Source organism: Gilliamella sp. W8123, from assembly GCF_016101085.1.
GTDB lineage: Bacteria > Pseudomonadota > Gammaproteobacteria > Enterobacterales > Orbaceae > Gilliamella > Gilliamella apis.
This window is the reverse complement of the sequence record NZ_JACFRE010000008.1, coordinates 90,115-105,798: the sequence shown is the minus strand read 5'-3', so window position 1 is coordinate 105,798 and position 15,684 is coordinate 90,115. Positions and strand designations below refer to the sequence as shown.

At 36.0% G+C, this 15,684-nt stretch carries 12 protein-coding genes; 1 reads left to right on the top strand and 11 read right to left on the bottom strand.

The genetic code is table 11. The features are described from left to right. Positions 1-361 precede the first annotated feature (361 nt). Complete coding sequence (locus H3T56_RS10415; protein ID WP_198192923.1) at positions 362-907, top strand: NADAR family protein; 546 nt, start codon at positions 362-364, stop codon at positions 905-907. A 62-nt stretch (positions 908-969) separates the two neighbouring features. On the opposite strand, the gene H3T56_RS10410 is transcribed toward H3T56_RS10415, so the two are convergent. The 11 genes from H3T56_RS10410 to H3T56_RS10360 form a co-directional block, all read right to left on the bottom strand. Continuing rightward, a complete protein-coding gene (locus H3T56_RS10410) occupies positions 970-1,764 on the bottom strand; it encodes an ABC transporter ATP-binding protein (protein WP_110453832.1) in 795 nt (264 codons plus the stop codon). A gap of 2 nt (positions 1,765-1,766) precedes the next feature. Beyond that, complete coding sequence (locus H3T56_RS10405) at positions 1,767-2,711, bottom strand: ABC transporter permease (protein WP_065578411.1); 945 nt, start codon at positions 2,709-2,711, stop codon at positions 1,767-1,769. Positions 2,712-2,773: 62 nt separating this feature from the next. Then, the gene (locus H3T56_RS10400; protein WP_065578410.1) at positions 2,774-3,751 is read right to left on the bottom strand and encodes an ABC transporter substrate-binding protein; all 978 of its coding nucleotides are present in this window, start codon (positions 3,749-3,751) and stop codon (positions 2,774-2,776) included. Between the two features lie 248 nt (positions 3,752-3,999). Further along, positions 4,000-4,962, bottom strand: coding sequence for an ABC transporter substrate-binding protein (locus tag H3T56_RS10395; protein WP_198192921.1), 963 nt, complete (start codon positions 4,960-4,962; stop codon positions 4,000-4,002). Positions 4,963-5,081: 119 nt separating this feature from the next. Continuing rightward, on the bottom strand, positions 5,082-5,990 hold the full coding sequence (fdhE, locus tag H3T56_RS10390) for a formate dehydrogenase accessory protein FdhE (RefSeq protein WP_086360361.1): 909 nt from the start codon (positions 5,988-5,990) through the stop codon (positions 5,082-5,084). Between the two features lie 89 nt (positions 5,991-6,079). Then, complete coding sequence (locus H3T56_RS10385) at positions 6,080-6,778, bottom strand: formate dehydrogenase subunit gamma (protein ID WP_065614648.1); 699 nt, start codon at positions 6,776-6,778, stop codon at positions 6,080-6,082. Then, positions 6,771-7,745, bottom strand: coding sequence for a formate dehydrogenase subunit beta (fdxH, locus tag H3T56_RS10380; protein WP_198192920.1), 975 nt, complete (start codon positions 7,743-7,745; stop codon positions 6,771-6,773). The genes H3T56_RS10385 and fdxH overlap by 8 nt, the downstream gene beginning before the upstream one ends. Before the next feature lie 15 nt (positions 7,746-7,760). Continuing rightward, positions 7,761-10,829 (bottom strand): formate dehydrogenase-N subunit alpha, encoded by a 3,069-nt coding sequence (gene fdnG / locus H3T56_RS10375; RefSeq protein ID WP_198192919.1) that lies wholly within the window; start codon positions 10,827-10,829, stop codon positions 7,761-7,763. Between the two features lie 287 nt (positions 10,830-11,116). Next, positions 11,117-13,537, bottom strand: a complete 2,421-nt coding sequence (gene plsB, locus H3T56_RS10370) for a glycerol-3-phosphate 1-O-acyltransferase PlsB (protein WP_198192918.1) — start codon at positions 13,535-13,537, stop codon at positions 11,117-11,119. Positions 13,538-13,886: 349 nt separating this feature from the next. Continuing rightward, positions 13,887-14,651 (bottom strand): type I 3-dehydroquinate dehydratase, encoded by a 765-nt coding sequence (aroD, locus tag H3T56_RS10365; RefSeq protein WP_065614646.1) that lies wholly within the window; start codon positions 14,649-14,651, stop codon positions 13,887-13,889. Positions 14,652-14,674: 23 nt separating this feature from the next. Further along, a complete protein-coding gene (locus H3T56_RS10360) occupies positions 14,675-15,547 on the bottom strand; it encodes a shikimate dehydrogenase (RefSeq protein ID WP_086365104.1) in 873 nt (290 codons plus the stop codon). Positions 15,548-15,684 lie beyond the last annotated feature (137 nt).

Below are 15,684 nucleotides of genomic sequence, written 5' to 3'. Positions count from 1 at the left end.
CGAACTCAGAAGTGAAACGCCGTAGTGCCGATGGTAGTGTGGGTATTACCCATGTGAGAGTAGGGTGCCGCCAGACTTTTAAATACACGAGCCCAGCAGCAATGCTGGGCTTTTTTGCTTTCTAGGATTAATAAATACTATTGTAGATAGTCAAATAATTTCTATACAACGCCTTATCACAAAAATATAACGTTATATTTCTTTTACATATCATACATAACTTTAAATGCTTCTTATCGGCATAATAGCTATATGAATGGATGTGATTCTTTTCTATTAAAAAAATATTTTTACCAATATCTTATTGGTATATTGATAAATATACATATAACATATTCGTTAGTGATGATAAGGAATTTCTATGGATTTATTGCAATTACACCAACAATATAGAAGTGGTAAACGGTATAAATATATATACTTTTGGGGACATGTAGAAAAGCAACCTTCTATCATAACAAAGAGTTGTTTTAGCCAATGGTATCCAAGTCGTTTTGAGATTGATAATATTTACTATCCAACTGCAGAACATTATATGATGACTGAGAAAGCAAGATTATTTGGTGATAAGCAAATATTATCAAAAATACTTACTGCTAATTCTCCTGGATTAGCAAAGGCATTAGGGCGTCAAGTAAAAGGATTCATACCGAAGATTTGGGATGAACACTGCTTTAATATTGTCATAAATGGTAATTATGCTAAGTTTTCACAGAATTCAAAGTTGACTGATTTTATATTATCAACCAAACAAAGAATATTAGTAGAAGCAAGTCCGGTTGATAAAATATGGGGGATAGGATTGTCTCAGGATGATCCTAATATTGAAAATCCGCTAATGTGGCGTGGAAAAAATTTGCTTGGATTTGCTTTAATGAATGTTCGCCAACAATTACAAGAAAAATAATGAATTATTTATACGAATCTTATTGGATAAGAAGCAATATTCAAATATTGCTTCCTGATTTATTAACCTAATAATAAGGCATCGTCAGTTACTTTTTCACCACGAGTTTTTTCAAACATATCTAATAAATCTGTGACTGTTAGCTTATCTCGTTGTTCTCCTGACACATCAAGTACTACTTGTCCTTGATGTAGCATCACTGTTCTTGTGCCATATTCTAATGCTTGTTTCATTGAATGAGTCACCATCATAGTGGTTAGTTGGTTTTGCTGAACAATTTCATTAGTAAGATCCAAAACAAATTGTGCAGTTTTGGGGTCGAGAGCTGCGGTATGTTCATCAAGTAATAATATCTTGGATGGTTGCAATGTTGACATGAGTAGGCTAACGGCTTGTCTTTGTCCACCAGAAAGCAAGCCCATCATATCTGATAGTCTATTTTCTAAACCTAAATTTAGCGTTGCTAGTTTTTCTTTAAATAGAACACGCAGTCTACGATTTAAAGCTGGTCGTAAAGTAAAATTATTGCCACGGTTGTAAGCGATAGCTAAATTTTCTTCTATGGTCAGGTTTTCACAAGTTCCGACCATTGGATCTTGGAATACTCGTGCTACCATTCCAGCTCTTTTCCAAGCGGGCCATCGTGTAACATCTTTATTATTAATGGTAATATGACCAGAATCAGCAATCAGATCACCACTAATGACATTAAGTAATGAACTTTTTCCTGCGCCATTACTACCAATAATAGTAACAAATTCCCCTTTTTTGATATTGAGATTCAAACCACGTAATACATGATTTTCAATTGGCGTTCCTTGATTAAACGTCAATTGTAATTGTCCTACTTTAATCATGCTTACTTACCTCTTTTTTTAGAATATTTTTTTAGTTGTTTTGGTAATACTAATGCCAAAACAACCAATATTGCTGTAATAAGATTTAGGTCTTCAGTACCTACACCAATTTCTTGTAAGAATTCATTACTGAGTGCGAAAGCGATAAATAATCGATATAAGATTGCACCAAAAATAACGGCAATCATAACTGCCCAGATGCGTTTTGTTGGGAATATACTTTCACCAATAATAATTGAAGCAAGACCGATAACAATAGTACCAACCCCAATAGTGATATCGGCACCACCTTGTGTTTGCACAAATAATGAACCACCTAGAGCAATTAATCCGTTTGATATTGCCATCCCTAAAATAGTGATCGCACCCGTTGGAATACCTTGAGATTTTGCCATTCGTTGATTAGTACCTGTTGCTCTTAGTGCTAATCCAACTTGAGTATTTAGAAATAGATTGAGTAGTAGCCAAAAAACTACAACAAACGCTAAAATCATCATAGGTTGTACTAGATATTGATTGCTATAATCTTCAGCCATAAATGGTGAAAAAATAGTTTTTGCATCTAGTAATGATAGATTAGGGGATCCTGCCATTCTTGGGGTTTCGCCCATAATATATGGCCCTATCCCTAAAATTCTTAAATTAATAGAATACAGACCTATCATTACAATAATACTGGATAGTAATTGCAATATATTAAGTTTAACATAGAGTAGTCCAGTCATTGCACCAGCAATACAACCAGCAAACATACCTAAAAATGTTGCTATCCATGGATCAATACCAACGTACATACATAATCCACATACTGCACCACCAAGTGGAAAACTTGCATCAGCTGTTAGATCGGGGAAATCAAGTAATCTAAATGAGATAAACACACCCAAACTAACTAATGCGTAAATAAGTCCTATTCCAATTGAGCCTAATAAAAATTCAAATGACATGAAAAAATCCACTAAAAAAGTAACCGCCAAATTTGGCGGTTTAGTTATTAAAACGGTTTAAATTATTTTTCGACAACTTTTGCCGCTGATTTTAATACTTCTTCCGATAGCGTTACACCTTGACGTTCAGCCGCTTTCTTATTAATTGTTAATTGTGTGATATTACCAACTTGTGGTGCAATATCACCTGGTTTTTCACCATTAAGAATTCGAATAACAATTTTACCAGCTTGGCGGCCAAGATCATAATAACTCATTCCTAAAGCGGCAATCGCTCCTCGTTCAGCTGAATCAGGATCTGAAGCTACTAGTGGAATTTTGTTTTCATTGGCAACTTTAGCTAAAGCTTCATAGGCCGAAACGACGTTATTATCGGTTGTTGTATAGATCAGATCAACTTTTCCTTTTAAACTTCTTGCTGCAGTTGAAATGTCGGAGGTTCGTTGTGCTGGTGCAGCGATGATTTTCATGCCACGTTTTTCAAGTGCAACTTGTAATTCTTTAAGTACAATTGTTGAATTAACTTCACTAGGACTGTAAACATAACCGATATTTTTTGCATCTGGTTTGATTTTTAACATCATATCGATTTGTGATTCTAATGATAAAGCATCGGAAACCCCGGTTACATTTGTTTTAGATGCATCCCAACTTGGTGTCAATTTAGCTGCAACCGGATCTGTTACTGCAGTAAAAACGATAGGGATTAATTTAGTTGTAGCAACTAACGCTTGGGTACTTGGTGTTGCAATCCCTACGATAGCATCTGGTTTATTGGCAACAAATTGTTTAGCGATTTGGGCTGCATTAGCGCTACTACCTTGGGCACTAGCAAATTGTAATTTTAGGTTTTCACCAGCAATATAGCCATTATCTTTTAACTCATCTTCAACACCTTTACGAACATTATCTAAGGCAGGATGTTCAACAATAGCGGTGATAGCAACAAATTTTTGTTCGGTTTTATTATCAGCAGATGAAAAAAATGTTACTGCGGATAAACTGAGTAACATAAAAAGTTTGATTATTGAATTTCGCATTTGCTACTCCTGTAATATTTATTTTACATTCAATCTAAATATTTGCTTACTATAAAGCAAAATCGGACAATTTTCTATAGTTAAAAGAAAGTATATGTGTAAATTATTTGTTACAGTTTGTGTTGTTTTGTCGAAATAAATGGGTTATTTAGCAATAAACGATAGTAATAATTTTTGAGGAGAGGGGTTTTTTAAAACCTTGCTCATTTCAATGAGCAAGGGATTTGATGATTATTTAAGATAAGGATTTATTTTTGACCGATAACTTTATAGGCTGATTCGATAACATCTGCTGATAAATCAATTCCTTGCTTCTTAGCTGCATCAATATTGACCACCAAACGTAATGCTTGACCTATTTCTGGCGTAATATTTCCTGGTGCTTCACCATTTAAAACTCTTACCACAAGTTTGCCTGATTGGCGGCCAACATCGTAATAACTCATACCATAAGCGGCAACTGCACCACGTTCAATTGCATCGGGGAATGATGCTAACAGAGGTATTTTATTTTCGTTGGCAAATTTAACTAGTGATTCATAAGCCGAAACAACATTGTTATCTGTTGTCGTATAAATAAGATCAACTTTTCCTTTAAGTGTATTGGCAGCAGTTGAGATATCTGCGGTACGTTGAGCAGGTACCGCTATTAATGATATATTTTGTTGACTAAGTTGCTGTTGTAGATTTTTTAGCACTACAGTTGAGTTAATTTCACTAGGACTATAAATATAACCCACAGCTTTTACATTAGGCACAATTTTCTTCATAAACTCGATTTGAGGGCCTATTTCTTGATAATCTGAAACACCAGTAACATTGTTATGTGTTGGTTCCCAGTTTTTGATTAATTTAGCTGCAATTGGATCGGTAATTCCAGCAAAGACGACTGGGATTTGTTTGGTCGCGGCAACCGTTGCTTGGGCACTTGGTGTAGCGATAGCGACGATAACATCAGGTTTAGCTGCGACAAATTGGCGTGCAATTTGTGCGGCTGTAGCACTGCTACCTTGGGCACTTCGATATTGTACCTGCAAGTCTTCATTCAATTTAAAACCACTTGCGATTAACTCATCTTTTACCCCGTCACGGATTTGATCTAATGAAGGATGTTCAACAATTGCTGTTATCGCAACATTTTTTATGGTATCAGCTAAACAGGAAAATGATGTAATTACTAACATCACTATCAATAATAAATAACGTTTCATTATCAAGAACTCATAAACTAGTACGGTGATATTATTCTAGTCCTAATAATTTAAAATGTTAAGTAATATTTTTATAATTAATTATTATAAAAAGATAAAATGTTCCTGATTGAAAAATTCTATTTTTGTGCAAAAACAAATGGGTTTATCCCACTTTTTGCGAATCCTTCTTCTTCTGTTTTTATATCTAAGATTAATGATGCTACATCATCGGCAATAACTTCTATGTGAGGATCTTTATCTTGATCTAAAATTTTCAAATAGCTATGACAGGCATCACAACATTCAGTTTTTATTGCTGCCATTTCGTTATCTAATGAGAAATATTGGATATCTTGCATATTATCGCAACAAGTACATTTTACTCGCGGTACATACCATTCGCTTTCACACAAACTACAATGAAGATATCTTAAACCATTATTACCGCCAAGTTGAATCACACTAGCAACCGGTAGGCTATTACAAACAGGGCATAGCCAACTTTGATCAGTATTTTCAGCAACTGCTTTTCCTTTAATTTGATTAGCCAGTTGACTGTAATAAACCGATAATGCAGACCAAATAAATATAGATTCGTTGCCTTCGACCAGATCAAATTTACCTTGTAGTAAACTAATCGCTTTTTCTTGAAGTTGTTCAGGATTATTTTGTTTTAATCGTTGAATTACGGCTTCAATTTGTTCACTGGTATCGGAAAAAGAATTTAATAGTTCAGATAAATAATCTTGCCAAATATCATTTAATGGTAAATTCTCTAAACTTAATGGCGCTAAGCCATTATTGAGTAAATTTGGTGCTTCAATAGCGTTTTGTTGGTTAATTAATTTGGCTTGTTGCTCTGCTATTTTTGCACAAAATAGTAAATAATCGCTTAATGGGTTATTTTCGGCTAAAGTTTTTAAACGTGCCGCACGGTGAATATAAAGTGTTTTCGTTGATGGATAAAATAGCAATGGGATCTGCCTAATTACTGAGCTTGTATTTTGTTGTTCAAGTTGTTCTTGTGAAATGATTTTTATACTCATTATTGATTACCACTTTGAGGTTTTATCCAGAATTGATTTAGCCATTTAGTAGATCTGCTGATTAATATCAGCAGATCTACTATTAGACTTTATAAAGCAGGTTTTTGCTCAGTTTGCGGTGATTGCTCAACCTTGGTTTCACTCTCGGCATTAAGTTCTTGCTGATAAACTTTTTTCATTTCTTCTTCGTACCAGGATGAATGATTTTTAAACGCCCAAGCTCGAGAAACATAGCCAGTTATCATACCTTTTATGGAACCTTTTACCCAAAGTGCCATATAAGCATGGCCAATGGCTAATAAAATAAGACATATAGCGGCAAAAGAATGTAAAAATATGGCAATACGAACTATTTGAATTGGGAAGTAATCGGAAACATAGCGACGCCACATAATTAAACCTGTGACAAATAATACAAAGATCAGACTCATAATGCACCAGAATAGAAATTTCTGACCAACATTATACTTACCGATCGGAATACCTTCTTCTTTACCCATAATGACGTGTTTAAAGTTTTTAATCCATAACAGGTCATTTTTATTTGGAATATTATGATGTGCTAGTTTTATAAACATAAACATTAATAAAACGAATACTACACAACCAATGATTGGATGCAACGCTCTAACTAGTTGTGGTGTACCAAGAAATAATCCAAATAGCTTAATGGATGGAAAAAACAGCGACAAACCAGATAGTGCCGTTAGAATAAACAAACAGACCATACACCAATGACAGAAACGTACAATAAGTGGTGTTCTTAATATCATTCCTTTTTTATTCATGATGAGCCTCCGATTGCGACGAATTAGGCGTATTTTTCCGGCCAAAAATAGGCAATCCTAAACGTTTCCTTGCTTGTTTATCTGCTTCTTTTTCGTGTTCTATATCTTCTTCATCGACTTCAATCGCACCGACACCCATATAGTGGAACAGCAATCCACCAAAAGTAGCGACAAAAGCAGCTGCTGATAGTGGCTTCCAAGCACCTTTCCAGAATTTAACAATTTCACTAACTTGCGGGTCTTTTGGTAAGCCATGATAAAGTTCAGGTTGATCGGCATGATGTAAAACATACATAACATGTGTGCCACCTACACCTTCTGGATTATAGAGACCAGCGTGTTCAAATCCACGTTTTTTCAAATCAGTAATTCGATGCTCGGCATGACCAATCATATCTTGTTTGGTGCCAAAATGAATTGCACCAGTTGGGCAAGTTTTTACACAAGCAGGTTCTTGGCCAACAGCGACACGATCAACACATAAGGTACATTTATAAGAGTGATTATCTTCTTTGCTGACACGCGGAATATTAAATGGACAACCAGCAACACAATAACCGCACCCTATGCAGTGTTCCGATTGAAAATCAACAATACCATTTGCATATTGGATGATTGCTCCTTCTGATGGACACGCTTTTAAACAACCGGGATCGGCGCAGTGCATACAACCATCTTTACGAATAAGCCATTCAAATTTGCCATTAATTTCAACTTCTGAATAGCGCATAACGGTCCATGCTTTAGGTTCTAAGTCGGCAGGGTTGTCATAAACACCGACGCTATTACCTATTTCGGCACGCAGATCATTCCATTCGCTACAAGCTACCTGACATGCTTTACAACCGATACAGGTGGTAACGTCAATTAATTTAGCCACTTCTTGCTGATAATCTCGAGCCCGAGGTGCAGGGGTTAAAGCGTTAGTTGCTGAGCGGCGAATAATATCTTGAGTTTGTAATGACATAATTTATCTCCCTCCTTATGCCGCTGTGGTAACTTTTTCGATGTTAACTAAAAACGACTTATATTCAGGTGTTTGTGAATTAGCATCACCTAAATGTGGTGTTAATTCATTAACCAAAAAGCCTTTTTTAGTTTGCCCCGTGAATCCCCAAACAATTGGAATTCCGATGGTTTCGATCTCTTTACCATCAACTGTCAAAGTTGGTAAACGTTTTGTCACAACTGCTTTGGCTTTGATGTAACCTCGATATGAGGTAACTTTAACCGTATCACCTAGTTTTATGCCTTTTTTATTAGCAAGATTTTCACTCAGTTCAATAAATTGTTCCGGTTGTGTGATGGATGCTAATCTCGCATGTTGCGTCCAGAAGTGGAAGTGTTCAGTAATACTGTATGTGGTGCCAACATAAGGAAACTCATCTGCTTTACCTAAGCGAGCTAAATCCTCTTTAAATGCTCGAGCAACTGGGCTATTAACTTGTTTAGGATGCATAGGATTATTGGAAATTGGTGTTTCAAATGGCTCATAATGTTCAGGGAATGGACCATCAACCAAACGATTTAAGCAGAATAATCCACCTAAACCGTCATTATTCATGATAAATGCACCGGCACCAGAGCTTGGTGATAATGTACCGGTAAAGTCAGCGACATCATTACCATCCCAATTTGTACCATTCCATTTGATTAACACTCGATTTGGATCCCATGGTTTACCATTTTCGTCGGCCGAGGCTCGGTTATACAACACTCGTCGATTCATTGGCCATGCCCATGCCCAGCCAGCATGGATACCTTTACCGGATGGATCACTAGGATCGCGGCGAGCCATTAGATTACCTTGCTCAGTCCAAGAGCCACAGAATATCCAGATCCCTGATGAGGTAGAGCCGTCAGCTTTTAATTGTGAAAAACCGCTTAATAGTTGGCCTTTTTTCAGGATGACATTGCCACTGTTATCCGTTAAGTCAGCTAATGCTCGACCATTACACTCTTTAGCGAGTTCTTCAGCCGATGGACCTTCTGGATCTAGATAATCCCAGCTTAAATTGTTAATTGGTTCGTGGTAAGCACCACCTTCTTCTTTATAAAGCTCTTTAATTCTTAGATAAATGCGGGCAATAATCTCTGGATCATAAAGTGATTCGTAAGGAGGTCTTGCTGCTGCCCAGTGCCATTGTAATAAACGTGATGAGTTAACAATTGTGCCGTTTTCTTCAGCAAAGCAGTTAGCAGGAAGTCTAAATACCTCGGTTTGAATTTTGCTTGGATCAACATCGTTGGATTCGCCATGATTTTTCCAAAACTCAGCGGTTTCGGTTGGCATTGGATCAATGCTAACTAAAAATTTAAGCTTAGATAATCCATCACGAATACTATTTTTATCAGGTAGTGCTGCTAATGGGTTGAAACCTTGGCAAATAAAACCATTAGCTTGACCATCACGCATCATTTTGCTGAATCTTAAAACATCATAGGTTTTATCCCATTTTGGTAACCAATCAAATCCCCAATTGTTATCTTGAGTGGCATTCTCGCCGTACATTGCTTTCATAAAGCTAACAAAGAATTTCGGGTAATTCCCCCAAAAATTGACCTCATTTGGACCGAGTGGTTTAGGGGTTTTTTCTGTCAGATATTGCTCTAGTGAAGTTTGCGATTCTTTGGGTAAGTCAAGATAAGCAGGTAATCGATTAGATAGTAATCCTACATCAGTTAAACCTTGAATGTTTGAGTGTCCACGTAAAGCATTGATACCACCGCCCATAACACCAATGTTGCCAAGAATAAGTTGGATCATCGCTGCAGTGCGAATGATTTGAGTTCCATAGGTGTGCTGAGTCCACCCTAAGGCATATAAGAAAGTTGCTGCACGATCGTTGGTTTTGGTACTAGCAAGAGATCGACAAACATGTAAAAAACCGTCTATTGGACTACCGGTAACTTTATTTACCATTTCTGGCGTATAGCGACTCACATGTTGTTTTAATAAATTCCATACACAACGTGGATGACTTAGGGTTTTATCTCTTAATGCATAACCATTTTCATCTTTTTGATATGCCCAACTGGTTTGATCGTATTGGCGGTTAGCGGCATCATAACCACTGAACAAACCACTATTAGCATCAAAGTTAAAATCATCACGGACAATTAAACTGGCATTAGAGTGGGTAACCAGATATTCAAAGTTTACTTCGTTATGTGAGATAAGGTAGTTAATAATGCCAAGTAAAAAAGCAATGTCAGAACCGGCACGAATTGGTACATAATGATCAGCGACGGAGGCAGTTCGATGAAAACGTGGATCAATCGCAATCAGTTCCGCGCCGTTAGTAATTTTAGCTTCAATAGCCCATTTAAATCCAACCGGGTGGGCTTCCGCTGCATTACCCCCCATAACGATAACCACATTAGCATTTTTGATATCATTCCAATTATTGGTCATCGCGCCTCGACCGAATGTCGCAGCTAAGCTAGAAACAGAAGGACCATGACAAACCCTAGCTTGGGTTTCGAGGCTTAACATTCCTAATGAACGAGCAACTTTAAACGCTAACCAACCTGTTTCATTACTCGCTGCTGAGGTAACCAACCAGCCGGTTGTTGTCCAGCGATTAACTGTTGTACCTTGTGCATTTTTTTCTTGAAAGTTTTTATCTCGGTCAGCTTTCATTAGTCGGGCAATACGATCAATTGCTTCATCCCAACTAATCCGTTGCCATTTGTCAGAACCAGGAGCACGATATTCAGGATATTTAACTCTTTGTTCGCTTTTAATATAATCAAGTACTCCTGCACCTTTTGGACAAAGAGAGCCTCGGCTAACTGGATGATCAGGGTCACCTTCGATATGAAAAATAGATGATTCGGCATTTTTTGCTCCATCGCCTCGGCTATAAAGGAGCATTCCACATCCTACTGAACAGTAAGTACAATTATTTCGCGTCTCTTTTGATTTTAATAATTTATATTGGCGAGTTTGTGCAAGAGCTATGCTCGGTGCCAGTCCCAGCGTAGCTACTGTGGTTCCAGCCATGCCACCAGCACAGATCTTAAAGAACTGTCTACGGTTAAATAGCATATGAACTCCTTAAAAAGCTGACATTACATTATTTAGATTATTATGTAGGAATTTATAAACATCCTTATTAATTGTAATGATAATATTTAATTGAATGGAAATAAAGGGATAAATATTTAAAAGTTTGACATATGTCAAAAATATCAATTGCTATTTGCTTGTTTTAATATTTTATTGAGATTAAATACATTTTTAGTAAAACTAATTAAGCAAGGAAATGTTTAAATTAAAGGTTGGAAGCGTAGTATATTCGGCTTACTGATAGCAATCAAGTAAGCCTTAGTTTATTATTTTAGATTAATTTCGTCAATTGTCTGCATTACTCGGTTGGTGATTAATGGTTTAAGTATTTTATTCATAGTGTCAATTTTTGCTAAATTGGCATCGTCTTTATCATCTAAATAACCTTGTTCACGAAGTGAAGCAACTAAGGTTGAAAAAACACCTTTATCAAAAAACTCTGGTGCATTAATACCATGAAGTATCGATAAACGTTCGGCTATTAATCGGCCTTCTTTTTCTAAACTTGCTCGGCTGATGGTTGGATCTTTTTGCAATAATGAAAATGCAATGACATAGCGTTGTAATGTATCTTTTGAGGATGAAGCCAATAACTGTAAACCTGACATTTTTAAGTAGTTCAAGGTTAATTTATCTGGCGTGTAACTGATTAGATTCAATTCGGCATAAGTTGCAATAATGTTATTTACGTACTCTGTTAGTTGTTCATCATCGTGATATAAAAATAGTTCTGATTTTATTAATGGGAACAGCAGTTTGACTTGCATAAGTACTTCATCAAGCGAAATACGGTTATTTTTAAGCAAAATTCGCGCGACAATTGCTGGAATGATCAGTAAATGCTGAATGTTATTACGATAATAGGTCATCAATACTGCTTGATCGGCGGTTAGACCTACCATTTCACCAACTTCATCAGTGGTAATAACAAATTTGCCCATTTCTTTAGCATGTTCAAACATCTGTTCAGCAGTTTGATCAGGAATGGTAATTAATTCGGAATAAGGAATGTTTTTTAATAATTTTAAGAGATAATCAATATTTTCTAATAATTTTACTTTGGTTAATGTACATTGGTCAGCAGCTAACAATATTGAACAACATAAATTCATCGCATTAATTGCAGCAGATGAATTTATGTGTTCCATTATTTGTGTAGCCAGCAGATTAGTTGTGGGTGTTAACCAGCTAGGACGTTGTGTTCCTGTTGGATCAATCGCATCTCGCCAATCAGGAATTTGTTGATTTAAAAATTGGTTTAAAGGGATAGGATCACCAAAGTTAACATAACCAAAGCCTAATTTTTTCAATTTTAAAAATGCTTTAATTGTACGCCACAAGCTCTCTTTTTCTTTTTTTGCGCCACGAAGTTCATTGGCATAAGTGGCAACTTCTAAAACATGTTCATAACCAATATAAACAGGAACGATTGTGATTGGCCGAGGATCACCACGCAATAAAGTCTGGACTGTCATCATTAACATTCCTGTTTTAGGATCAAGTAACCTACCTGTACGTGATCGACCGCCCTCGATGAAATACTCTACCGCATAACCTCGGATAAATAGCTCAGCTAAATATTCCCGAAATACAGCGGTATAAAGTTTATTACCTTTAAATGAGCGGCGAATAAAAAATGCCCCTAAGTGCCTAAAAATAGGGCCTGCTGGCCAGAAGTTTAAATTAATACCTGCGGCAATATGTGGCGGTACCAGTCCTTGTCGATAAAGTACATAGGATAATAATAAGTAATCCATATGACTGCGATGACATGGTGCATAGACAATTTCATGGCCATTTTCAGCTAATTCTCGAACAGGATCTGCATTGGTGACTTTCAAACCTTGATAAAGTCTATTCCATGCCCAAGTCAGAACAAAATCAGTCATTCTAAGCATGCGATAAGAAAAATTAGCCGCAATTTCGTTTAATAATGATAAGGCATTCTTTCTGGCTTTATCCTGATCTATTTTTTTGCTTTTAGCTTCTTCTTGTATAGCTTCGGCAAGGGCAGGATTAGTTAATAATTTGTTAAGCATCTCCTGACGAACAGGTAACTTCGGACCAACAGAGGCAGCCCTTTGTTTGGCAAAGTGTATGCGTGCGACACGAGCAAGTTTGTGGGCTAAAACAGAGATATCTTGGTTATCGTCAACCTTAATATTTTTAAATGATACCGTTCGAGAGAATCGGGTGTAACAGTCACGACCAGAAATTAAGATTTTATAAAGTTTATACGTTGCGCCTAAAACTTGTAGTGAAGGCATTTTTTTACCTTCTTTATCTGGCTTTCGCCCAAACATAACGGAAACTGGCAACATTTGCACATCAAGTTCATCATTTTGTTGATGTGCTGAGATATATTCTCTTAAAATTTCAATTGATTTATTTTTTTGTTTTTTAGAAGCAAAAATACCCGGTCCTTTATCAATATAAACATAAGCAGGAATTGTATTACCATTAATATCAATGCCTAATAAAGGATCTGGTAAATCATATTTAAGACAAAGAGATCTCACTACCATTAAGTCAATTTGTGAATTATAAGGTAGTACATACAAAATTGGTCGATGAATATCGAGATCCAATTCAGTAATGGGATCGGTAGGGATCGGTTTACTTTTAACAAAAAGCTTAACAGGGATCTGAATTAGTGAAAAATAAACTTTTGTCCACCAAGAAAACATAAAAATAAACCTCATATTTTGTAGCTAATTATATATTTAAATCATTGTTAGCTATTAGTTTATCGACTAACTTGTCGATGCATAAATTACAAATTTATATTGTTATTTTACTTTTTAACAATAAACATTAATCCAAGTATATATGTGTTATTGTCTAACTGTTAGTTAATTTGCATAATCTTTCAGCTAGATTGTTTTAATTTATAGATGCCTATGTCTACCCATTATAAAGACATATTAATAGCAACACTATATAGTTTATTGAAATTAAGTTATCACAATGGTTGTATTAATGAGCGAAAACTAGCCATCACAATCCAGTTTAAATCGTGATGGCATCAGTCTATTATCAAGCTTTGCTTTGATACATTACATCCAAAATGTAACGTAATTGTTTAACATCGAGTTGACCTGGAGCTGAGGCGTTTTTGGCGGCACCAAATGTCATGGCTGAACCAAAGGTTGTCCCTGCAATGCGGCTGATTGCACCAAGACCGGCCATTGACATGGTAATAATTGGTTGTGTAGCAAATTTTTCATTCATTTCGCTGGTTGCGGCAAGTAATGTTAATACATCATTAGTATTTTGTGGCATCACGGCAATTTTAGGAATATCTGCACCTAAGTCTTGCATTTTTCTTAATCGATAGACAATATCACTTTGTGATGGTGTTTTTTCAAAGTCATGGTTTGAGGCTACCACGAATACGTTATTTTTATGCGCAATATCGATAATTTCTTTTACATTGTCATCGCCAATAAAGACTTCAACATCAATTAAATCAACTAAGCCACTGCTTGCCATTGCTTTATTTAGTTGTATATAAGCATCTAATGGCCATGGTTTTACGCCACCTTCATTTGCGGTACGGAAAGTAAATAAAATTGGTTTATTGGGCAATAAGGTAGCTATTTTTTGTGCTATGGATTTGACTGCATCAATATTATCAACTTGTGTAAAGTGGTCAACTCGCCATTCTAAAACGTCAAAATCAATAGTTTGTAAAAACTTTACTTCATCAATGAGTTCATCTTCGGTTTTTCCAATAATTGGCACAATTATTTTTGGAGTACCTTTACCTATCTCAAGCTGTTTAACTGTTACTATATTCATTTTATTTCCTGTTCACCACTAAATTAATCATTAAATCCCATTTGTTCTTTGACATAATCAATTGGTGCATCTTCGCCTGTCCAAATTTTTATTTGTGCCGCTCCTTGCCATAGCATCATACCGATGCCATTGAGTGTTTTACATCCTTGTTGTTCGGCTATTTCTAATAGCTTAGTTTTGCGTGGGCTATAAATACAATCTGTAACAACGAGATCTGATCTCAATATTGTTGGATCGGTAATTAAACTTTGCCCTTCTAATGGTTTCATTCCAACACCAGTGGCGTTACAAAGTACATCGCTATCAGCAATTTGTCTTCTTAGCTCATTCTCATCAGCTAGATCGGTAATATGTACTTTACATTTTGTCTGTTCATTTAATTTTTTTATTACCGATTCTATCTTTGTATAGCACTCATCTTTCTGATTAAAAATAGCAATTTCTTTTACACCATCAAGTGCTGCTTGTACGGCAATTGCGGTTGCCGCACCTCCGGCACCGAGAATGGTTATTTTTTTATCTAGCATATTAATGCCAGCTTCTGCTAGCATACGCATATAGCCAATGCCATCAGTGTTATAACCGGTCAATACGCCATTATCATTTGAAATAGTATTACAGGCACCACTCATTTCTACCGCAGGTGTTAATTTATCAAGGTATTGGCAAACAAGTTGTTTATTGGGCATTGAAATAGCACTACCTCGTAACCCAAGTGCTCGTAAACCTTTTATTGCATCGGCTAGCTTTGGTTGATCGACTTCAAATGCTAAATAAATAAATGGAATATTTAATTTAGAGTAAATGGTATTTTGCATTTGTGGTGACAGACTATGACGAATCGGATAAGCCATTAAACCAATCAATAGAAAATGACCATCAATATTACTTCTCATTTGAAATTCTCCGTAACTAATCTAAATTTTGTCCAAAACTGATCATATACCATGATGTTTGTGTCTAGTAATTTTGTTTAGCCGAAAAGCTGGCAATGTTGACCTTACCTTATTTAATTCAATAGGATAATTATTTA